The organism is Prosthecobacter sp. (assembly GCF_049294395.1).
Taxonomy (GTDB): Bacteria; Verrucomicrobiota; Verrucomicrobiia; order Verrucomicrobiales; family Verrucomicrobiaceae; genus Prosthecobacter.
This window is the reverse complement of record NZ_JBAQCR010000338.1, coordinates 1-19677: the sequence shown is the minus strand read 5'-3', so window position 1 is coordinate 19677 and position 19677 is coordinate 1. Positions and strand designations below refer to the sequence as shown.

General features: G+C 60.5%; 20 protein-coding genes. 8 read left to right on the top strand and 12 right to left on the bottom strand.

What is annotated here, in order from left to right:
• Together WAW39_RS22395 and WAW39_RS22390 are read right to left on the bottom strand one after the other, a co-directional pair.
• Nucleotides 1-1020 (bottom strand): condensation domain-containing protein (locus WAW39_RS22395; RefSeq protein ID WP_422321385.1); only part of this gene is annotated, 1020 nt, incomplete at its 3' end.
• Complete coding sequence (locus tag WAW39_RS22390; protein ID WP_422321384.1) at nt 1020-8717, bottom strand: SDR family NAD(P)-dependent oxidoreductase; 7698 nt, start codon at nt 8715-8717, stop codon at nt 1020-1022. The genes WAW39_RS22390 and WAW39_RS22395, both read right to left, overlap by 1 nt.
• 190 nt (nt 8718-8907) lie before the next feature.
• On the opposite strand from WAW39_RS22390, the gene WAW39_RS22385 reads away from it, so the two are divergent.
• From WAW39_RS22385 to WAW39_RS22370, 4 genes are all read left to right on the top strand, one after another.
• On the top strand, nt 8908-9171 hold the full coding sequence (locus tag WAW39_RS22385) for a UPF0175 family protein (RefSeq protein ID WP_422321383.1): 264 nt from the start codon (nt 8908-8910) through the stop codon (nt 9169-9171).
• Nucleotides 9168-9659 (top strand): DUF3368 domain-containing protein, encoded by a 492-nt coding sequence (locus WAW39_RS22380; RefSeq protein WP_422321382.1) that lies wholly within the window; start codon nt 9168-9170, stop codon nt 9657-9659. The genes WAW39_RS22385 and WAW39_RS22380 overlap by 4 nt, the downstream gene beginning before the upstream one ends.
• A gap of 93 nt (nt 9660-9752) precedes the next feature.
• On the top strand, nt 9753-11714 hold the full coding sequence (gene asnB / locus WAW39_RS22375; RefSeq protein WP_422321381.1) for an asparagine synthase (glutamine-hydrolyzing): 1962 nt from the start codon (nt 9753-9755) through the stop codon (nt 11712-11714).
• A gap of 215 nt (nt 11715-11929) precedes the next feature.
• Nucleotides 11930-12457, top strand: coding sequence for a hypothetical protein (locus WAW39_RS22370; RefSeq protein ID WP_422321380.1), 528 nt, complete (start codon nt 11930-11932; stop codon nt 12455-12457).
• A gap of 408 nt (nt 12458-12865) precedes the next feature.
• On the opposite strand, the gene WAW39_RS22365 is transcribed toward WAW39_RS22370, so the two are convergent.
• Nucleotides 12866-13636, bottom strand: a complete 771-nt coding sequence (locus WAW39_RS22365) for a hypothetical protein (RefSeq protein WP_422321379.1) — start codon at nt 13634-13636, stop codon at nt 12866-12868.
• 12 nt (nt 13637-13648) lie between these two features.
• Nucleotides 13649-14932 carry an amidase gene (locus WAW39_RS22360; RefSeq protein WP_422321378.1) on the bottom strand — a complete coding sequence of 428 codons (1284 nt, stop codon included), beginning with the start codon at nt 14930-14932 and terminating at the stop codon, nt 13649-13651.
• Between the two features lie 333 nt (nt 14933-15265).
• On the opposite strand from WAW39_RS22360, the gene WAW39_RS22355 reads away from it, so the two are divergent.
• From WAW39_RS22355 to WAW39_RS22340, 4 genes are all read left to right on the top strand, one after another.
• Nucleotides 15266-15466 carry a YezD family protein gene (locus WAW39_RS22355; protein ID WP_422321377.1) on the top strand — a complete coding sequence of 67 codons (201 nt, stop codon included), beginning with the start codon at nt 15266-15268 and terminating at the stop codon, nt 15464-15466.
• Between the two features lie 28 nt (nt 15467-15494).
• Entirely contained in the window at nt 15495-15677 is a 183-nt protein-coding gene (locus WAW39_RS22350) for a hypothetical protein (protein ID WP_422321376.1), read from the top strand.
• Nucleotides 15678-15683: 6 nt separating this feature from the next.
• Complete coding sequence (locus tag WAW39_RS22345; RefSeq protein ID WP_422321375.1) at nt 15684-16079, top strand: hypothetical protein; 396 nt, start codon at nt 15684-15686, stop codon at nt 16077-16079.
• Nucleotides 16080-16314: 235 nt separating this feature from the next.
• Complete coding sequence (locus tag WAW39_RS22340) at nt 16315-17112, top strand: DNA adenine methylase (protein WP_422321374.1); 798 nt, start codon at nt 16315-16317, stop codon at nt 17110-17112.
• A gap of 2 nt (nt 17113-17114) precedes the next feature.
• Here WAW39_RS22340 and WAW39_RS22335 read toward each other — a convergent pair whose 3' ends face one another.
• The 8 genes from WAW39_RS22335 to WAW39_RS22300 form a co-directional block, all read right to left on the bottom strand.
• Nucleotides 17115-17339: a hypothetical protein gene (locus tag WAW39_RS22335; RefSeq protein WP_422321373.1), complete on the bottom strand. Its 225-nt coding sequence runs from the start codon at nt 17337-17339 to the stop codon at nt 17115-17117.
• Nucleotides 17336-17524: a sigma factor-like helix-turn-helix DNA-binding protein gene (locus WAW39_RS22330; RefSeq protein ID WP_422321386.1), complete on the bottom strand. Its 189-nt coding sequence runs from the start codon at nt 17522-17524 to the stop codon at nt 17336-17338. The genes WAW39_RS22335 and WAW39_RS22330 overlap by 4 nt, the downstream gene beginning before the upstream one ends.
• Before the next feature lie 44 nt (nt 17525-17568).
• The gene (locus WAW39_RS22325; protein ID WP_422321372.1) at nt 17569-17799 is read right to left on the bottom strand and encodes a hypothetical protein; all 231 of its coding nucleotides are present in this window, start codon (nt 17797-17799) and stop codon (nt 17569-17571) included.
• Nucleotides 17796-18134: a hypothetical protein gene (locus tag WAW39_RS22320; protein ID WP_422321371.1), complete on the bottom strand. Its 339-nt coding sequence runs from the start codon at nt 18132-18134 to the stop codon at nt 17796-17798. Before WAW39_RS22320 ends, WAW39_RS22325 begins: the two co-directional genes overlap by 4 nt.
• Before the next feature lie 5 nt (nt 18135-18139).
• A complete protein-coding gene (locus WAW39_RS22315) occupies nt 18140-18853 on the bottom strand; it encodes a DUF2786 domain-containing protein (RefSeq protein WP_422321370.1) in 714 nt (237 codons plus the stop codon).
• Nucleotides 18853-19044, bottom strand: a complete 192-nt coding sequence (locus WAW39_RS22310) for a hypothetical protein (protein WP_422321369.1) — start codon at nt 19042-19044, stop codon at nt 18853-18855. The genes WAW39_RS22315 and WAW39_RS22310 overlap by 1 nt, the downstream gene beginning before the upstream one ends.
• Nucleotides 19041-19397 (bottom strand): hypothetical protein, encoded by a 357-nt coding sequence (locus tag WAW39_RS22305; RefSeq protein ID WP_422321368.1) that lies wholly within the window; start codon nt 19395-19397, stop codon nt 19041-19043. Before WAW39_RS22305 ends, WAW39_RS22310 begins: the two co-directional genes overlap by 4 nt.
• Nucleotide 19398: 1 nt before the next feature.
• Nucleotides 19399-19677 (bottom strand): hypothetical protein (locus tag WAW39_RS22300; protein WP_422321367.1); only part of this gene is annotated, 279 nt, incomplete at its 5' end.

Here is a 19677-nt window from a genome sequence, read left to right as displayed (position 1 = left end):
CACCAGTTCCGCAAAGGGGATCGCATTCGCAAACGACTCCACCGTCGTCTCATGCACTGCATGCAAACTCTCGGCAAACGACCGCGTGCGATCAATCTGCCCGCGCAACGGCACAATGCCTGAGCAGTAGCCCATCGTCTCGCGCGCCGCCTGCGTGCTGCGGTTCGCCACCGGCGTGCCTACGACAATGTCATCCTGCCCCGTCCATTTCGACAGCGCGATCTGAAACGCCGTCAGCAGCGTGCTGAAAAGCGTCGCGCTATTCCGGCGCGCCAGTTCACGTACCGCACGGCCAAGCTCAACCGTCACCTGCGTCACGCAGCGCTTCATCTCACCGCTCACGGCGGTGTTCCACAGTCGTGGCGCTCCAGCCAGATGCGTTCTCCAAAATTCCAGCCGTGGGGCCAGCACCGCAGGCTGCCAGAAGGCACGCTCAGCAGCACCCCACTGCGCATACGTCTGCGGCACCGGCGGCAGTGCCGCGTGATTTCCCCGCACCCCCTGCATGTAGGAGGCAAACAAATCCTGCACAAACACCCCCAGCGTCCAGCCATCCGCAATCGCATGATGAATCACCAGCACCAGCACATGCTCATCCGCAGAGCGCCGAAACACCTCCGCGCGATACAGCGGACCCTGCACCAGATCAAACGGCCGGCTCGCAATCTCCCGCGCCAGTTCCTCAATCGCTTCCGGATCTTGCTGCTCGGGTGAAAGCTCATGAAAGCGCAGCGCAGGCGCAGCCGTCCGGCGAATCATCTGCATCGGATTCTCTTTGCCAGGCAGGATCGAAAGCCGCAGCACCTCCTGCCGGTCCACCACTTTTTGCAGCGCCGCCTCGCTCCCTTGCGGTGTCAGCAGTCCGCGCACCTGAATCAGCGCGCAGATGTTGTTGGACACATCCCCGGCCGGCACAGGCGCCGCCTCCCACAGCTCGCGCTGCGGAAAGCTCAGCGGCTGCAGGCGGATTTCTCCGCTCGCCAGCCATTGCTTCAGGCGTGTTCGATTGTCTTCAGACATCAGGCTTGAGCTTTCAGCGCCTGAGGTTTGTCATCCGGGAGATCAGCATCATCCAGCAGCCGGTCGATTTCTTCATCCGTCAGCGCCTCCAGATCCACGTCCTCCGTTGCCACGGGTTCCGCAGGCTCTGCCGGTGCTTGGGGTGCAGCCGCCGCTCCCATGTGTTCAGAAATCAAAGTCGCGATCTGCCCGATCGTGCGTGCACGCATCAGGCTCGCCGGTGGCAGCGCCACTCCGATGGAGCTTTCGATCGAGTTCTCGATCTCCACCGCCATCAGTGAATCCAGCCCCAGATCCGTCAGCGGCTGGTCAAAGCGCAGCCCCTCAGGTTTCACCCGCAGCACAGAGCCCACCACATCTCGCACCGCCTGGCCGATCACGTCGGCACGCTCCGCAGGCGCGGCAGATTCAATCTTGCGCCGCCAGTCGCTCTTCGCTCCGCTCGCTTCCGGAGCGTCCACACCCGCTGCATAGATGCGCTCCAGCAAAGGACTCTCCTGGCTGCCACGGAATGACTGCCGCCACTTCGACCAGTCCACCCGCATCGCCATCGCCTGCGTGGCTCCAGCATTAAGATAAGACTCCGTCAAAAAGACCACCTCACGCGGCGACAGCGGCGTCGTGCCCTGACGCGCCAAATATTCAGCCACACGTTCATTGCGCGCCACATACCCTTCCCCGCCCAGTGCCCCCCAGTTGATCACCAGCGCCGGCAGCCCCATGGCCGCGCGATGATGCGCCAGTGAATCCAGGAACGCATTCGCAGAGGCATAGTTCGCCTGCGCCGAATTTCCAAAGATGCTCGAGACAGACGAGAACATCACAAAGCAGTCCAGGCTCATGCCCAGCGTGCCTTCATGCAGCATCCACGCACCGTGCGCCTTCGGAGCCAGCACCGTGCGCATCCGTTCGCGTGTCAGCGCCGCCATCGGCGCATCGTCAATCACCATCGCCAGATGAAACACGCCCTTCAGCGGAATCTTCGTCGTGGCGATGTCCGCCAGCAGTCGCTGAATGTCCTCCGGTGCGCCGGCATCTGCCAGCACCACCTTCACATCCACACCGCGTGCGCGCAGCTTCTTGAGGAAGTCTTCCGCCACAGGCGTGCTCGGTCCGCTGCGGCTGCTCAGCACCAGATGCTTCGCACCGCAGTCGGCCAGCCACTCGGCCAGCACCTTGCCAAATCCACCAAACCCACCCGTGATCAGGTAGCAGCCATCCGCCTTCACCGCAAAGCCCGGCGTCAGCGGCTCACCACGTCTCACCACAAACGGCTCAGGGAATGACACGATCACTTTGCCCGTGTGCCTGCCCTGCGCCATCAGGCGGAAGGCCACATCAATGCGGCACGCCGGGAAGGACCGGAACGGCAGCGCATGCAGCGCCTTTTTCTCCACCAGTTCGGCAATCGTTCCCAGCAGCTCGCGCGTTTGCTCTTCGTCATCGCTGAAGATCGCATCCATCGCCACCACGTGGAATGAAGCGTTCTTCCGCAGATGCCACAGCGGGATGCGGCTGTTTTGATAAATGTCCCGTTTGCCGATCTCAATGAACCGGCCCGATTGCGCCAGACAAGAAAGCCCCATCGGGATGGCCTCAGCAGCCAGTGCGTTCAGCACCACATGCACGCCTTTGCCATTCGTCAGTTCCATCACCGCCTCGGCAAAGTCGCCACGCCGTGAGTCGATCACATGCTTCACCCCCAGGACAGACAGCAGCGCGCGCTTCGCCGGACTCCCGGCACTCGCGATCACTTCCGCCCCCAGATGATGCGCGATCTGAATCGCCGCCATGCCCACGCCGCCCGCACCTGCATGAATCAGGATGCGTTCACCCTTCTTCAAATTCGCCGCCGTCTTCAGCGCATACCAGGATGTCATGAAGACCACCGGCAGCGTCGCCGCTTCTTCAAACGACAGCCCTGCAGGAATCACACGCACATCAGCCGCACGCGCCATGGAGTAAGTCGCCAGTCCGAACACCGCCAGGCCAAACACACGGTCGCCCGTCTTCACATGCGTCACACTGCTGCCCACCGCCTTCACGATCCCGGCCACTTCATCGCCAAAGACACGCGCATCCGCCGTTTCGGCAGGATACAGCGCCAGCGCCTTCAGCACATCGCGGAAGTTCATCCCCGCCGCCTTCACTTCGATCACCACTTCGCCCGCACCACACGGCGGCAGCTCAAAGGGCACCAGTTTCAGCGCATCCAGCAGACCGCGCTCCCGCGACTCCAGCCGCAGCGGCACGCTCGCATCCAGCACCTGCTCACGCGGTTGCAGCCCACGGTTGATGCGTCGCACATAGCGCGCTTCACCACGGTAGGCGATCTCGCGCTCCGTATCCTCCTGCAGCAGTTCAGCCCACACCATCCCGCAGTCTGCGGTGCCTGCCTCTGGCGGCAGATCAATGCCACGGCATGTGTAGTTGCTGTGCTCATTGGCAATCACCCGCATCAGGCCGATGGCCGGCCCCTGCGCCAGCGCCACCTGGTTGTTCCGGCCCACAGCTTGGGCACCACGCGTCACCACATCGATCCGCAGCTTCGCCGCCGGATTCAGCAGCTCCAGCGCCTGCGTCAGGTGAAACAATCCATCCGTTCCCATCATCGCGGCATCCTTGCCAGCCACGGGTTCCTTCTCATCCAGACTCCACAGATAGACAAACCGCTCCGGCACTTCGTCCGCACAGGCTTTCAGCAGCATCTGCCAGTCTTCCAGCGACTCCGCACGCAGGGCAAAGGCATCCGTGCCTTCCGGCTCAAAAGCATTGCCTCGGTGAGCCACGCGGCAGTTCACTCCGCTCTCACGCAGTTGCACTGCCAGCTCATCTCCCAGCCCGCCTGCATCCGCCATCACCAGCCACGATTTCTCCACCGGCACTTCCATCGCTATCGTCGTCACCACCGGTTCGCTCCACGGCTTGCGTGCCATCAGACCGATCAAGCTTTCGCCGCCCTGGGAGCGGATCAAACCGGAGAGCGAAACCGTTTCGCTGAATCCCGTCTCACCCAGCACCTTCTGCCATTGCTCACGCTCCAGCAGCGGATGATTCGGCCGCAGATCACGGTCCGTGAAACGCCACCAGCCGCTCGTCAGTCCAAAGACCGCGTTCAGCCACAGATGCGGCGTTGCCACATCCACAAACATCAGGCTGCCACCAGGCACCAGCAGCTCATTGAGATTGCGCAGCGCGCTGCGCACATCGCTCACCGCATGGATCACATTCGTGCCGAGGATGATGTCAAACGAGCCCGCCTTGAACTCCTGCTCTGTGCCGGGCTTCTCCAGATCAAAGACCTGATACTCCACTTCAGCGAAGCTGTTCAGCTTCTGCTTCGCCGCAGGAAAAAAGGCCGGTGAGACATCGCTGAACACATAGGTATGCACGCCGCGCTCCAGGCAGGGCAGCACCTGAGATGCCAGTCCGCCCGTGCCTGCGCCGATTTCCAAGATGCGCAGCCCGCGTCCTTCCGGAAGCTGTCGCGCCGCTTCGCTCACCGCACTGGCCATCGCCGCCAGCCACGGACTCGTCACAAGTCCGTCGCCGTAAAACTGATCCAGCAGATCCGCGCCACCGCTGGCAAACAAGACCTGCACCGCCTCCTTCTCACCACGCATGATGGGGCCCAGCTCCGCACAGGTGGCCCCGCACAGCAGCGCCTCCGGCAGATGCCCCGGATACAGGCCGATGCATGAACTCAGCAGCGTCACCGCCGAATCCGCCGCCTTCTTGAAGGACGGTGTCGTCTGATACCCCGCACCTTTGACGATCAGCAATTGTTGCTTCACCAGATTGTTCATCAGCTGCACAAACGAGCGCTGCATCGAGTCGCTCACGCCGAGTGATTTCGCCGTGAATTCCCCTTCCGCGCCCATGGCACGCAGACCGCTCGCCACTTGCGCGGCGGTCAGTTCATCACCTGCCGCGCTTGCAGCATCCAGATTGTTGCGTCCGCGCATGTCCAGCACTTCATCCAGCGCGCACTGCGCCGCTGCATGCAGTTGGCTCAGTGCCACCGGAGCGGCAGCCGCGGGTTTGTTCCCAAGCGTGCGCTCCTCCCAGGCGATGTGATACGTCACGTCACGGCCCTTGCCGTTTTTGCCAGTGCGCTTTGATCCTTCCACGCTGATCGCACGGAATCCATCAATGCGCACACACGGCCTGCCCGCCTCGTCATACAGATCAATACCGCCTTCCACGAATTCATCATTCGCATCCTTCACGCCCGCACACACCCGGCTGGAAGCCCCCGGCGTGCGCAGAAACAAGATGCGCGCAAAACGCACCGGCAGCCGCAGTCCCGCCGTGCGTCCTTCCACCGTTGCCGCACCTGCGGAGAAAATTTGCAGCGCGCCATCAAATAGCACCGGATGCAACGGATACTCCGCCGCACGCGGAGCTATTGCAGCACTCAGCGCCACGCGTCCAGCCGACTTTCCAGCACTCGCAGACAGCTCACGAATCGGGCGAAACTCCTCACCGTAGCGCAGTCCCATGTCACTCATGTGATCATAGAAAGTGTCCAGCCCCACCGCAGGCAGCTTGGACGTCTCCCAAGTCGTAAGCGAAAAAGATGACTCCGTGCGTTCACCGCGCATCGCACCGACCACGTGGGTGGACCACGATGCCCCACTTTCAAACTTGCTCTGAATGGAGAACGTGCGCTCCGTCAGATCATACGTCAGCTCCATCAGCAGCCCGGATGGTGGATCAGGCAAAATGAGAGGCTTGCGGATCTCGAAGTCTTCAATGACGAAGGCCTTGCCCTCAAACAACTCCACCCCGGCCTCCAGCGCCATTTCCACAAAACCTGCGGCAGGAAAGATGATGAGGTTCTCCACGCGATGATCCTTCAGGAAAGCCATGTGCCGGTTGTCCAGCCGCGTGATCCACGTCGGCGTGGATCGCGCCAGTCGGATGTCCAGCAGTCCCTTGCCTCCGGGAGCCAGCCGTCCTTCACGCATCTCGGCAGATTCATTCCACCACCGGCTCTTGTCCCACGCATAAGTCGGCAGCGTCAGATGTCGCCTCGATGGCGTGAGCGCCTTGAAGTCCAGTACCACTCCCGCCAGATGCAGATCCAGCGCGGTCTCCAGCAGAGATTCATGCTCGCGTTCACGGCGTGCGGAGGCCAGCACCGTGGCTTTGCCCCCATTGTCGCCCAGACATTCCTGCATGGATCGCACCAGTGCGGGATGCGCACCGATCTCCAGCCACACATCCGCACCGAAATCCGCCACCGCAGCAATCGCATTCGCAAACTCCACCGGCTGCCTCACACCGCGTGACCAATGGCCTGCATCACAAGAAGCACCACTCAGACGCTTGCCCGTCACCGTGCTGAAAAACGGCAGCTTTTCAGCCTGCGGCTTCAAATCTATCAGCGCTGCCTTCAAGGCATCCGCAGCGGATTGCATCATCGCATGATGGAAAGGATGGCTCACCTGCAAAAAGCGCGCAAACACGCCCTTCAGTTCCAGTTCGGCAGCGATGGCCTCCAGCGATGTTTTCAATCCCGACAACGTCAGCGAACGCGGCCCGTTGAAAGCCGCGATGCTCACCGCACGATCATGCTTGGCGATCACCGCCAGCGCTTCTTCCGGGCTCATGCCCACCGCCAGCATCGTTCCGCCAGCAGCGGCGCATTCATCCATGAATCGCCCGCGCAGCACAATGATTTTCGCCGCTTGTTCCAGCGTGAGGATGCCCGCGATGCACGCTGCGGCCACTTCGCCCACACTGTGCCCGACCACCGCCGCAGGCTTGATTCCCCAGGACTGCCACAGCGCCGCCAGTCCCATCTGCATGGCAAAAATCGCCGGCTGCGAGATCGCCGTTTGCTGCATCTTCGTCTCAGCTTCCGGACGGTTGAGTTCATCCATCAGGGAAAACTTCGCCCATGGCTTCATTGCCTTGTCACAGGCTTCGATCATCTTTTGAAACACCGGCTCATGCTTCATGAGCTCACAGCCCATGCCCTGCCACTGCGGTCCCTGGCCGCTCATCACAAACACCACGCGTGCCGCATGCTCGGGCCGGGGCGTAAAGGAGCTGCGCATGCGCGGACCGGGCTGCCCCGATGCAAACGCGCTGAGCTCCTGCACCACTTCGCCCAGCGTCCGCGCGGTCAGCGCCAGACGGTAGGAGTGATGATTGCGACGCGCACCCAGCATGTAGGTGAGGTCTTGCAGCAGCGGCGAACTGCCATTGAGCTTCGAGTGATCATCCACCCAGGTGCTCAACTGCCACGCAGCGGACTGCAGCGCCTTCTCAGACCGTGCGGAAAGTGTCAGCGGCCACGCGCGATTGTTGCTGGGAGTCACATGCGCACGCGGTGCCTGCTTCGGTGCCTCGGACAAAATCACATGCGCATTGGACCCGCCAAAGCCAAAGGAGTTCACACCCGCGAGACGCATTGCCCCCAAATCAGGAAACACTTCACTCGCCACCGGCACGCGCAGCTTCAGCGCGCTGAAATCAATGTGCGGATTCGGCGATTCAAAATGCAGGCTCGCTGGAATACGACCGTGCTTGAGCACCAGCGCCGCCTTCACGATCCCTGCCACACCCGATGCCGTCTCCAGATGCCCCAGATTCGTCTTTACCGATCCAATGATGAGCGGCGAATCCTCCGCACGCTCCGCACACAAGGCCTCGGCCAGCGCATGCGCTTCAATCGGGTCCCCCACTGCAGTGCCCGTGCCATGCGCTTCCACATAGCCGATTTGTTCGGGCGCAACTCCCGCAAGGATGCACGCATCATGCACCAGGTTCGCCTGCGCTTCAGGACTCGGCAGCGAGATGCCATTCGTATGCCCGTCCGAATTCACCGCAGACCCAATGATCACCGCATGGATCGGATCACCATCCGCGATGGCGTCAGAGAGTTTTTTCAGCAGCACCATGCCCGCGCCTTCACCGCGCACGAAGCCGTTCGCCGAGGCATCGAAGGCCTTGCATTTGCCCTCAGGCGAAAGCATCCCCGCCTGGGAAAAGCCGATGAATCCATCCGGCGTGATCATCACCGTCACACCGCCCGCCATCGCCGTTTTGCAGCGTCCATCCAGAATGTGCTCGCAGGCCACATGGACCGCCGTCAGCGCGGAGGAGCACGCCGTGTCCATCGCAATGCTCGGCCCCGTCAGATTCAAACAATACGAAATGCGGTTCGCCGCGATGCTGTGCGCGCTGCCCGTCGGTGTATGCGCGCTGATGCCCGCACGATCCGTCGCCGTGTGCTGCAGGCCCTGGTAGTCATTGTGCGAAATGCCCACGAACACGCCGATGTCCGTGCCCTTGTCCAGATCCAGCACCAGCCCCGCATCTTCAATCGCCTCATACGCCGTTTCCAGCAGCAGCCTCTGCTGCGGATCAATGTAAGGCGCCTCACGCGGCGAGATGCCGAAGAACTGCGGGTCAAACTGGTCGATGCCGTCGATGAAGCCGCCGCGCTTGGCCACGGTCTTGCCCACGATGCCCGGCTCCGCGTCATAAAAACGCTCCACATTCCAGCGGTCCGCCGGCACATCGCATACCGCATCACGCCCTTCCTCAAGCAGCTTCCAGAACGACTCCACGTCATTCACCCCACCAGGGAACCGGCAGCCGATCCCGATGATGGCCACACTCTCCTTGTTTAAGATTGGAAGCGGGGGCGGCAGTGACGAAGCGGATTGATTGAGTGTGGGCATGTGTGTGATAAAATGGAAAAAGTTTACGGCCCCGCTGCATGAGTCCGTCTACTCCGCTGACTTCCAGCGGCAGTGCCTTCCCTTAGTCCCTCCCACCCCACCCCCACCATGGGGTAAAACCCTACCCTGGCCGCTAAACGCTCGAACAAGTGCCCCCTTGCGGTCAGTTCCAAAAAAGGTAATTTCCGGCATGACCATTGTCCTCGAACTACCCGATGCATGGAAGCGTCTGCTCGGCCTCGACACGGCTGACGCCGCCGGGCGCGCGCGTGAAATGCTGATCACCGAGAGCTATCGCGAAGGCAGGCTTTCGCGCGGTCAGGCTGCAGAAATGCTGGGGCTGGGCTTTCATGAGGCGGAGACCTTTTTCAAGCGGCAGGGCGCAGAGCAGCAGCCCTCCTGGGAGGAGCTTGAAGAGAGTTCTGCAAAGTTGCGTTCATTCTTGCAGGCATGAACTCGACCGGCGTGGTCGTGGCGGACACCACCCCGCTCAACTATCTCATCCTGATCGGACGCACCGACATTCTTGGCTCGCTCTTTGAAGAAGTCTTGATCCCCTCGGCTGTGCTCGCGGAACTTCGTCATCCCAAAGCTCCTGAAGCCGTGGAGCGCTGGCTCCAGGTGCCTCCGGCTTGGCTGCGGGTCATGCAGGTCCGTCATCTGGATGAGACTGTGCAGCTCGGCAAAGGTGAAACGGAGGCCATCAGTCTCGCTCTGGAGCAAAGGCTGAAAGTGGTCCTGATGGACGAACGCCGCGGCAGGATGGCGGCGGAAACACGCGGCCTGCTGGCTGTTGGCACGCTTAACTTGATTGACCTCGCAGATGAACGCCGGCTCTGCAATGGCATCGAATTGCTTGAAGATCTGCGGCAAACAACCTTCCGCGCCGATGCCGAACTGCTGAAGCGCTTTGAAGCTCGGATGCAGGCGCGGTGGAAATGATCCCGGCAGGCCCCGCCCCCTTATGGGGTCTATCCCTACCTGACCAGTTAACGATTGCTTCACACCCCCATACGCAGCGATAACATTCAGCATATGTGTGGCATTGCTGGTATCATGGATCTGGCCGGAAGGCGTACGGTGTCTGAAGGTGTGGTTGAACGCATGGCTCGCGCCCTGACTCACCGGGGCCCCGATGAAGAAGGCTTTTTCAAGCGACCCGGCGTCTCACTCGCCTCACGTCGTCTCAGCATCGTCGGCCTCGCCGATGGCCAGCAGCCCATGTGCAATGAAGACCAGAGCGCCTACACCGTTTACAACGGCGAGTTCTTCGACTTCCCCGAGAAGCGCGCCGAGCTCGTTTCACGCGGCCATGTCCTGCACACCCACTGCGACACCGAGATCATCCCGCATCTCTGGGAGGAAAGCCACGAGGCCATGTTCGAGCGCATGCGCGGCCAGTTCGCCGTCGCCTTGTACGATGTCCCGCGCCATCAGCTCACCCTCGGGCGCGATCGCTTCGGCATCTCGCCACTCTATTGGACACGCCAGGGCGACTGGCTGCTCTTTGCCTCCGAGATCAAAGGCCTGCTGGCTTCTGGTATGTTCACCCCGCAGGCGGATTTGAAGGGCATCGATCACATCTTCACCTTCGGCGCCATGCCCGGACCGACGACGTGCTTCGCCGGCATCCATCTCCTCCGTGCCGGCCACTACCTGCAGATCACCCCCGGTGAGGCAGAGCCCATCAAGGAGCACACTTATTGGGAAATGGATTTCCCCAATCAGGGCGATGAAGACCCCACGACTGATCCCACCAAGCTCGTCGATGAGTTGGAAAGCCTTCTCCTTCAAGCCGTGGACAAACGCCTCCGCGCCGATGTCCCCGTCGGCGCCTACCTATCCGGCGGGCTCGACTCCAGCATGATCGTCGCCATGGCCTGCAAGCTCAAAGGCGAATCCATCAACACCTACACCATCCGTGTCGATGATCCGAAGCTCGATGAACTCAGCGCCGCCCAGCGTACCGCCAAGCACATCGGCACCAAGCCCCCCATCGTTCAGGACTTTCGCGCCAGCGATGCCCTGGACATGTATCCCCAGCTCATCCACGCCGCCGAAGCACCCGTCATCGACACCTCCTGCGCTGCGCTGCTCATGCTCGCACGCCGCGTCCACACCAATGGTCAAAAAGTCGTCCTCACCGGCGAAGGCGCGGACGAATGGCTCGCAGGCTATCCCTGGTACAAGATCGCCAAGATCTTCGGCGCTCTTGATGCCATCCCCGGCCTGCGCCTCAGCGACATGGCACGCCGCGCATTCCTCCGCCTCAACAAAGTCCCTCACTATCCCGCCACCAGCCGCAAGATCTGGGAGGACGCCGTCGGCGGCCCCAATGCCTGGATCGACAGCTATGGCGTGCTCGCGCTCTCCAAACTCCGCTTCTACGGTGAACCCATGCGCGAAGTCCTCGCCACCGCACGCCCTTGGGACAGCCTCGGCATGAATCTCGAGCGCGCCAAGCACTGGACCCCGCTCAATCGCAGCCTCTGGGTCGGCGCACGCGTCACCCTCGCCGGTCATCTGCTTCAGGCCAAAGGAGATCGCGTGGCCATGCACTCCTCCGTCGAAGTCCGCTACCCCTTCCTCGACGAAGACGTGTTCGACTTCACCTCCAAGCTCGCCCCGCAGTGGAAGCTCAAAGGCTTCCGCGACAAGCATCTCCTCCGACTCGTCGCCGAACGCTGGCTCCCGAAAGAGATCGCCCGCCGGCAAAAAGTCATCTTCCGCGCCCCCCTCGACAGCTTCCACATTGACCCCGAGCCCAAGTTTGTCAGCGAACTTCTCAGCGAAGAATCCCTGCGCCGCACCGGCTACTTCGACATCGCCCAGGTCCGCCACTGGCGGAAAGCCTTCCGCGAACTCCGCGCCGGCTCCCTCCCGCGCCTCTCCGTCGAAATGGGCCTCGCCGCCGTCGTCGCCACCCAGCTCTGGCACCACACCTTCATCGACGGCACCCTCGCCGATCTCCCGAGCTCCGCGCCCGGCAAGCTGTAGCCGCAATGTGCAGCTCGCGGGCCTCCGAGCACGCAGCACTCCGCAAATACGCCAAGCTCCAAAGTTCTTTCAAACGCTTTCGAATCCATAGATTAGGCAATTCTATATTATAAGCTGGCACTATTTTATATGCTTGATCCGTCTGATAAAATGGATTTTCATTTTCTCAAAAATATCTCTGTACTTTTAAAAACCCGGCTGTACTTACGTAGGCCATGAAATACCAGCCCAACAGAGATTACGACAGCAATGATGTGGTGATGACCCCTCCTCACCTCGCCAAAAGGATCGTGGATCACTTCAAACCTACAGGCCGAGTGCTTGAGCCTTGTCGCGGCGTTGGAAACTTCCACCGATACATGCCGGGGGCAGATTGGTGCGAGATTTCCGAAGGTGTGGACTTCTTCGAGTATCAGAAGCGTGTGGATTGGATCGTGACGAACCCGCCATGGAGCCAAATCCGCCCCTTCCTACAGCACGGCATGAAGCTTGCTGACAACATTGTATTCCTGATGACCGTCAACCATGTTTGGACCAAGGCTCGCATCCGCGACATCTACAGCAACGGTTTCGCCATCAAAGAAATCTGTTTGGTGGAAATGCCAGCTGAATTCCCACAGTCGGGATTCCAACTTGGAGCCATTCACATCGCACGAGCTTGGAAAGGCGATATGAAATACTCAGACATCTCCGAGATTCCCGTCAAGACGAGGACCAAGCGTGCGAGAGAATATGCCAGTTAAGCGGTCCTCCCACCCTCCATTGCCGTAGTTGAAGGCGTATTTGGGAATCCTCGCCAGTTGGGCGTCAGTAATGGTAAGTTCGCCAGTCGCATCGTTCAAAGCCCTTTGAAGAGAAACGAGAAGGCTTTGATAGCCTCCGTCGCCTCCCGTATCCGGTGCCTGACGATACAATATTTCGCGCTCAGCTTCATTCAGTGTGACGTCCATCATAGGCGTCTAAGGAATAGACAAGCAGTTAATTAGTCAATGACATTAAAAGGAAATTATTAAAGCCGCATTTCTCAAATGCCCGGCTCTAAGATTACCTTCCAGACCAAAACCCACCTTGTGGGTTAGCTCATGTTATCGCCAGCGAACCACCTGCTCGCAATACACAAGTCGCACTTCACTGCGAACTAATCCCCCCGCTCACGGAATCTTCGCCAGCTCCGCACGCCCCAGCGCCTTCACCTCTGCATCATCCTTCTCCATGTCGGGCATCGTCAGCCCCTTTGTGATATACTTCCGCGCCTCCGCATTCCTCCCCATGTGCGCAAACGTCCGCCCCAGCTCAATGAAATGCCGTGGGCGCCGCGGATTGATCGCAATCGCACGCTCAAAGCACTTCACCGCCGCCTCATTCGTCGTCGTCGGCAGTTTGCCGTAGATCAGTCCGCCCAGCATATGTTTCAGCGTGCCCACATTGGCCAGCACCTGATGCCACCTCCCCAGCACATGCCAGGCCACATCATTGCGCGGATTCAGGGCGATGGCCCGGTCCGCCCCCGCTTTGATCAGCGGCGTCGCCGCCACCTGCTCCTTGTTTCCCTGATACGGCAGCATGCGTCCGTAAGTGATCGCCGGTGAGATCTGCGCGTCCGAATCATTCGGCCCCAGCCTGGCCGCACGCTTGCCATAGTCCAGCGCCACCGCGCCAATTTTGAGCTTCTCCGCCCCCGTGCCCGCGTCAGACATCAGATGCCGGTACTGCCGCGCGATGCGCACCAGCAGGGCCACATTCCCAGGCTCCAGCTTCTCCGCCGGCAGGTAATACCTCAGCGCATCATTGGCCTTAAATTGGACATCATACACATCACCGCTCAGCATCAGCTCAGTCGCGCTTTGCGCACGGCTGGTCGTACAGGTGAGCAGCAGCGCTGCGGTATAGAGAGTGGTTCGGCAGAGGGAGGATAGGCACATAAAGTTAGTTAGTTAGTTGGTTCGTTCAATCAGTCGGCCCGCATTCAGGAGTGCGGCCTCGCTCAGGCGCGGACCCACAAGTTGCAGGCTGGTCACGGGAGTCGTCTTGCCCTGGGGCGGCATCTGGATCGGAATGGCCAGCGCGGGATTGCCCGCATAGTTCACCGCCACCGTGTTCTGCATGTCAAACACCCGCAGCTCAAACACCACATCAGATCCCCAGAAGGGCATTTTCGGCGGCAGTCCCTGCAGCGTCGGCACCGCGATGAAATCCACCCGCTTGAAAACTGTCCGCAGCTCACGCTGCCAGGCCGCCTTGCGCTTCACCGCCCCGGCATAGCCAAATTTGTAGTCCAGCTCGCCCTTCGCCAGCACCAGCTTCGTCAGCAGGCTCACGCCTTTTTGGTTCGCGTACTTCTGGTCGTTGTACCACGCATCCCCCAGCGCCACCACCTTGCCGTCCTTCTCCGCAGCACGCCATTTCTTCTCGAAGTCCTTGCTCAGCCTCACGATCTTGAAATGCCGCGCCGTGAGCTCTGCGTCGATCGCCTTGTCGATCGCCGAATCCGTCCCGTTCAAATACAGCCTGCCGATCGTGATCTGCCGTGCCCTCGGTTTCTCCGCCACCGCCTCCCGGTACTTCCCCGCAAAGCCACGCTGCAGCAGGTCCATCCCCTGCGCCAGATCGCCGATGTTTCGTGCCAGCGGCCCCACCGTGTCCAGATGCTTCGGCGAGATCGGAAACACACCCTTCGTGGAAACCAGCCCAAAAGTCGTCTTCAGCCCATACACACCGTTGCAGGCCGCAGGCACACGGATCGATCCCCCCGTGTCTGTACCAAACGCCACGTCCGCCATGTGCGTGGCCACGGCCACCGCCGACCCGCTCGAAGAACCACCCGGGATCACATCATCTTTGCCATCCAGCCGGCTCTTCGGCGTGCCAAAAAATCGGTTCTCCCCGGACACCGTCACCGCAAACTCCGTCAGGTTCGTTTTGCCCACGATCTGCACATTTCGTTCCCGCGCCAGCGCCAGACACGGCGCATCACGCACCGCCGGGGCGCTGTGCTTCGCCACATACTCAGACCCCGCCGAAGTTACCCGCCCCTTCATGTCGATGTTGTCCTTCACCGCCAGCCGCAGCCCCTCGCCCTGCGCATGTGCCGGCCAGTAGCTGATGAAGGCATGCTCACGCGCCTGCTTCAGCCGCCGCTCCTGCGGCGAGACACAGCCATCGAGCACCATCATCACCAACCCGCCAAGAACAAGACCCCACACACGCTTTTTTATCATATTGACCCCCAGCATGCCCCCGCACCACCGCCCCCACAATGGGGTGAACACTCCATAGCGCGGCTGACAAACCCATCACATTCCCCGCACCTTTCATGGAAAGCATGTGCCGCAAGCAGGGCGGCACGCGGCTGCATCCACAGCTTTCCAGGGTGTTGTCTTCGCAAACCGCGCACACCGCTTCAAAGCGAAACCGCCGCCCTTGCCACCGATGCCCGCAAAATTTACTTATTCCTACTTGCTCGATGTATATTTACGCATAATACATTCCGCGCATTCATCCCGCCCCCCTCACGCAGTCATAACCCCGCACCAACCACCCATCCCCGCGCCATGTCTCAGCAAACCCCAGAAGCCGAAGTCGAGTCCTGGGTCGACATCGTCAAACAGAAGGTCTCTGCGCTGCGCTTCGGCTCCGTTCAGATCATCGTCCATGAAGGCCGCGTCACGCAGGTCGAGAGCACGGAAAAGACCCGCCTTGCAGTGGATCCCCCGGCCACTCAAGCCAGAAGATTGTTCCAGGCTGCCAGCTGACCTCAGTTCCGCTTCACGAATTCTAACCATGTCATGCCACTCCAACATCGTTGAAACCATGGGCCGCACCCCGCTCCTCAAGCTCAACCGCCTCAGCACAGGCGTGCACGCCGCGATCGCTCGGAAGATCGTCACCATGGGTTGTTGCACCGGTGAACGCCACCACTCCACCGCCCTCGCCCACGCAGCCCGCAACCCAGTTGGATCCTAAAACGCCATGTCAGCCCTGCCCTCATCTCTTATCTACACCGGGGACAGCATCCCCCGCCCTCTCATCCGCCGCCGTCATTTCGTCCTGCGTGAGCCCACGCCCGAAATCGAGCGCAGCACCTTCATCCCCAAGATCATCTCCAAGCCGATCAACCCCGGCTATGGCTTCAAGTTCGCCATCTTCGCCGGCATCCATGGCGATGAAGAAGCAGGCACGCTTGCCGCCTTTGACCTCATCCGCTGGGCCTCCGAGCAGCCGGTGGAGCTCCACGACTACGAGCTCCACATCTATCCCGTGTGCAATCCCACCGGCCGCCGCTCCCACACCCGGCACTCCGGCAGCGGCATTGATCTGAACCGCCAGTTCTGGAATGAATCCGACGAGCCTGAAATACGGGTTTGACATCAGGTCTGCGCAGCCGGAAAAGGGCGGAAAAAGGCGGGAAGGGCCGGAAAATCAAGGGTTCCAGGGGATTGACGGCTGAAACGGGGGTTTGAGCAGATTGGGCGGCTTTGGGTGCTGTTTGACACAGGTTTACGCAATTGGAGGGGCTTCCTGACAACGGCATGCAGGCGGGCTGCAAAGAGTGTGCACGGGCTTTGAACGGGGGCAAGTTTGGCGTGTCGGTGGATGGTCCATGATGACCAAACCTCTCATCCGCTGGCCTGGCGGAAAAACCCGGCTGCTGAAACTCCTGCTGCCCCTGCTTCGCCCTCACACGATCTTCGTGGAGGCCTTTGCGGGCGGAGCTGCTCTCACCCTCGCCAAGGAGCCGTCCAAGGTCGAGGTGATCAACGATATCAATGGCGAGCTGGTGAACCTCTACCGGCATGCCCAGTTCCACATCGACGCCCTGGTGGCTGAGGTGGAGTTCACGCTCAACTCCCGGGCGGATCTGGAGGCGCTGATTGAGCAGCCGGGCCTGACCGGGCTGCAGCAGGCCGCACGCTACCTGCTGCGCAACCGGCTGAGCTTCGGCGGCAGCGGCAGCTCCTTTGCTGTAACGAAACAGGCGCAGCCCAGCCGTAGTGCAGTGCTGGAGAAGCTGCGGGCTTTCAATGCGCGCCTGGACAAGGTCGCGGTGGAAAATCTGCCGTATGAGCGGCTGATCAAGAACTATGACTCCCCTGGGACGTTCTGGTTCTTTGATCCACCTTACACGGTTGGTGATGTGGACTCGTACGCGGCCTGGGATCATGAGCGGATGGTGGGCTTTGCCGAGGCCGTGGCTGGCCTGCAGGGTGACTGGCTGGTGACCGTGAATGACACGCCTGAAAACCGGTGCCTTTTCCGTGGGCATGAGATCCGGCCTGTGGTTACGCCATCGGGGGCTGTGAATCGTCGCGACCGCCCAGATGCCACCTTTGCTGAGTTGATCATTCGGCGGCGCGTGAAACGCTCGCCAAGGGCTTCTGCGCTGCCTTTGGCAGCTTGATGCTACGGGGTCGCCCAGGAGGGCCGGGTTTGTTTTCCGGCCTTCTTGGCGCGGCTAAAATCGAGACGGGAGCGCATGCGTTCAACGCGGGGGCGAACTTTGCGCAGGGCCTGGGCGAGCTTGGGTAGGGCGTGGGACTTGCCATGGCGCAAGGCTTCATCTTCAGAGATGGTGTACCGTTGTTCAGCGGCCTTGATGACTTCCTCCCAGGCTTCGGTTTGGTTCATGGCAGCATTTCCTCTCTGAGCTGTTTGAATTTCCAGCTTTGGGCACGCCTTTGGAGCTTCTTGAGGGCATCCCATTCGATCATTGAAATGGTGCTACGGGTGCACCCGCAGTAGGCGGCGATTTCCGCGTGGGTATGGCGACGGCCTGGTGGACGGGTGGCTTCCAAGATGGCGAGTCCGAGCATGAGGCGGTTCCTTCTCTCTTTTTTCTCTTCGCGTTGAGTGAAGTTCATGCCCTGGCTCCTCTCAATTCGGCGCGGAGATCTGCGAAAAAGTTGTCGTTTTGAGTGACCAGCTCGGGGTCGGGCTGGCCGCGCTGATAGGCGTCTTGAAAGTTCCAGCCCTCGTACCATTCGGCTTTGGATTTGGCGGACATGCGACCATCCCAGACCTGGCACGGCCTGCCAGCCTGGCGGGCGGCTTTGCCTGCGTGAAAGTGAGATGAGTTTGGCTGGTTCATGGCTGCTTCCTCCGCTTCTTTTTGGGAGCGCGTTCGGGGATGGGCTGCACGGGGATCTCGATAGGCTCAAGGACGGCAATCGTTGAAGCAGCGATCTCCCAGGGCTTTCTCCAAGCAGTGGTCTGAACAGCTCGGAAGATCACGAAGCGGCCTTGAGGGCCTGCGTGTGCTTTGTGCAGGCGCAGAGCTTCTTTCTCGGCAGATTCCAGGTCATCGTGGACGTACTTCGGGCGGCGGCATGGCTTCAATGTGTGGGCTTCGCTCTCACTGCCGTGCATGTCGACTTCCCAGTCCGGAGCCATGTTGACGATGATGTATTGAGTGTCGGAGTTCATGCCAGTTATTCCAAGGCAAGAGTTGAACCGCCGCGCAGGCCCGGGCGGATTTGGGTTTTGCTGCCGTGAATGAAGCCACGGAATGCGGCTGCGCGATTGTGGCGGGCTTCAGACATGGCTAACTGCGTGCTTTTGCCGTTGCCGCGATTGAGGCCTTTGGCTGCTTCATCACGTGCGGCTCTCCCGTTGTCGAGTATGAGCTGGTAGCCGGTATGCTCGGCAGCAACAGTTTGCTGCTGCTCTATGAGGGCATGCCGGATGCCCCAGAAAAAACCTTTGATGAAGCTCTGCGCTTTGCCGGTGGTGACCTTGCGACGGCGCTCGGTTTCCTCTTTCCTATAGAGTGCAAGGCAATCGCGGCAGGCTCGCACCAGAAAGGTGGCAACGTAGCTGGCAATCTCAATGTCGAAGGCCGTGCCGATGATCTGGGCCTTCTTTGATGACATGCCGATCAGCACGGTCACATTCACATTGAAGTAAGCATGCACCACGTTGAGGGCTTTCTTCCATTCGTAGGCTAGGCGTGAAGGCAGCGGCATTTCATGGCCCTTGATCTGGTTTAGATCGTCATCGGGACTGATGGCGGAGAGGTCGATCTGATATTTGGCGGCGATCTCCAGGGCGCGCTGCATGGCAAGATTGGCTTCGTGTGCGTTGTCGCTTTTAGCGAGACGCAGCAGGGCGCGAATTTTTTCGAGGATGGATTCAGAGTCTTTCATCACTTCACGCCCTCCGGTAGATCTGCCCAGGCTTTGACCTGGTTGCGGGGGATGCGGGTGCTGCTGGCCCAGAGCCAGCAGTCGCCATCGTGGAAGGCTTCACCGACGCTGTTGTCCAGGGATTGGGCAAGTACGGTGATCTCGCTGTCGGGGAGCGTGCCGTCTGTGATCCATGTGATGGTCTCTTTCATACGGGTGTGCCGTCCTCCGGTAGATAGGGCATAGCCTTGACGAGAGCCTGGGCGAGTTCCACCAGTTCCTGATGGGTGCAGTAGCGGTCGGTTCTGACCATGTAGAGGTTTTGGGAGGGGTGCTTGTAGCCGCGCATCGAGGCTTCGACGTGGGTGATTTCCACATCCAGCATCGGCTTTTCATAATGCTCTTCACTATCATCCTCACAGGCTTGAATGGTGAACTGACTGTGAGGTGTGAGGGCTTGTGAAATACTGCACTCGTGGGTGTTGAGGTGGCATTTAGTGCGGCGGCGTTTATTCCGCTTCACCTTGATCGTCTTGCTTGGGGCGGGGAGGGCTAAGGGGTCCATGTTACGCGGCCTCCTGTTGAATGAGTTGGGTGCTGGCGAGGCGGAAGGCTTCGGCGGGGTCAGTGACTTTGCCGCCTTTGAGCATGAGGTCTGCGAGGCGGGCGTGCATGGCGACGGCTCCGGCTGCGCCGCTGTTTTCGCGGGTGAGAAGAGTGAGGGCCTGGCGTTTGACGGCGGCGTTGGACTTGGGGAAGTGGAGCTTGAGGAGGTGGTCCACGGTGGCTTCGCTGGTTTCTCCGGGGATGAGCTTTTCACCGTCGCTTTCAAAGAGATCCACGCT

Excerpts from the sequence above, each read along its gene's own strand:
- WAW39_RS22390 (WP_422321384.1), bottom strand. The coding sequence starts at position 8,717 with ATGCCCACACTCAATCAATCCGCTTCGTCACTGCCGCCCCCGCTTCCA.
- WAW39_RS22385 (WP_422321383.1), top strand. The coding sequence starts at position 8,908 with ATGACCATTGTCCTCGAACTACCCGATGCATGGAAGCGTCTGCTCGGC.
- WAW39_RS22380 (WP_422321382.1), top strand. The coding sequence starts at position 9,168 with ATGAACTCGACCGGCGTGGTCGTGGCGGACACCACCCCGCTCAACTAT.
- asnB (WP_422321381.1), top strand. The coding sequence starts at position 9,753 with ATGTGTGGCATTGCTGGTATCATGGATCTGGCCGGAAGGCGTACGGTG.
- WAW39_RS22370 (WP_422321380.1), top strand. The coding sequence starts at position 11,930 with ATGAAATACCAGCCCAACAGAGATTACGACAGCAATGATGTGGTGATG.
- WAW39_RS22365 (WP_422321379.1), bottom strand. The coding sequence starts at position 13,636 with ATGTGCCTATCCTCCCTCTGCCGAACCACTCTCTATACCGCAGCGCTG.
- WAW39_RS22360 (WP_422321378.1), bottom strand. The coding sequence starts at position 14,932 with ATGATAAAAAAGCGTGTGTGGGGTCTTGTTCTTGGCGGGTTGGTGATG.
- WAW39_RS22355 (WP_422321377.1), top strand. The coding sequence starts at position 15,266 with ATGTCTCAGCAAACCCCAGAAGCCGAAGTCGAGTCCTGGGTCGACATC.
- WAW39_RS22350 (WP_422321376.1), top strand. The coding sequence starts at position 15,495 with ATGTCATGCCACTCCAACATCGTTGAAACCATGGGCCGCACCCCGCTC.
- WAW39_RS22345 (WP_422321375.1), top strand. The coding sequence starts at position 15,684 with ATGTCAGCCCTGCCCTCATCTCTTATCTACACCGGGGACAGCATCCCC.
- WAW39_RS22340 (WP_422321374.1), top strand. The coding sequence starts at position 16,315 with ATGATGACCAAACCTCTCATCCGCTGGCCTGGCGGAAAAACCCGGCTG.
- WAW39_RS22335 (WP_422321373.1), bottom strand. The coding sequence starts at position 17,339 with ATGAACCAAACCGAAGCCTGGGAGGAAGTCATCAAGGCCGCTGAACAA.
- WAW39_RS22330 (WP_422321386.1), bottom strand. The coding sequence starts at position 17,524 with ATGCTCGGACTCGCCATCTTGGAAGCCACCCGTCCACCAGGCCGTCGC.
- WAW39_RS22325 (WP_422321372.1), bottom strand. The coding sequence starts at position 17,799 with ATGAACCAGCCAAACTCATCTCACTTTCACGCAGGCAAAGCCGCCCGC.
- WAW39_RS22320 (WP_422321371.1), bottom strand. The coding sequence starts at position 18,134 with ATGAACTCCGACACTCAATACATCATCGTCAACATGGCTCCGGACTGG.
- WAW39_RS22315 (WP_422321370.1), bottom strand. The coding sequence starts at position 18,853 with ATGAAAGACTCTGAATCCATCCTCGAAAAAATTCGCGCCCTGCTGCGT.
- WAW39_RS22310 (WP_422321369.1), bottom strand. The coding sequence starts at position 19,044 with ATGAAAGAGACCATCACATGGATCACAGACGGCACGCTCCCCGACAGC.
- WAW39_RS22305 (WP_422321368.1), bottom strand. The coding sequence starts at position 19,397 with ATGGACCCCTTAGCCCTCCCCGCCCCAAGCAAGACGATCAAGGTGAAG.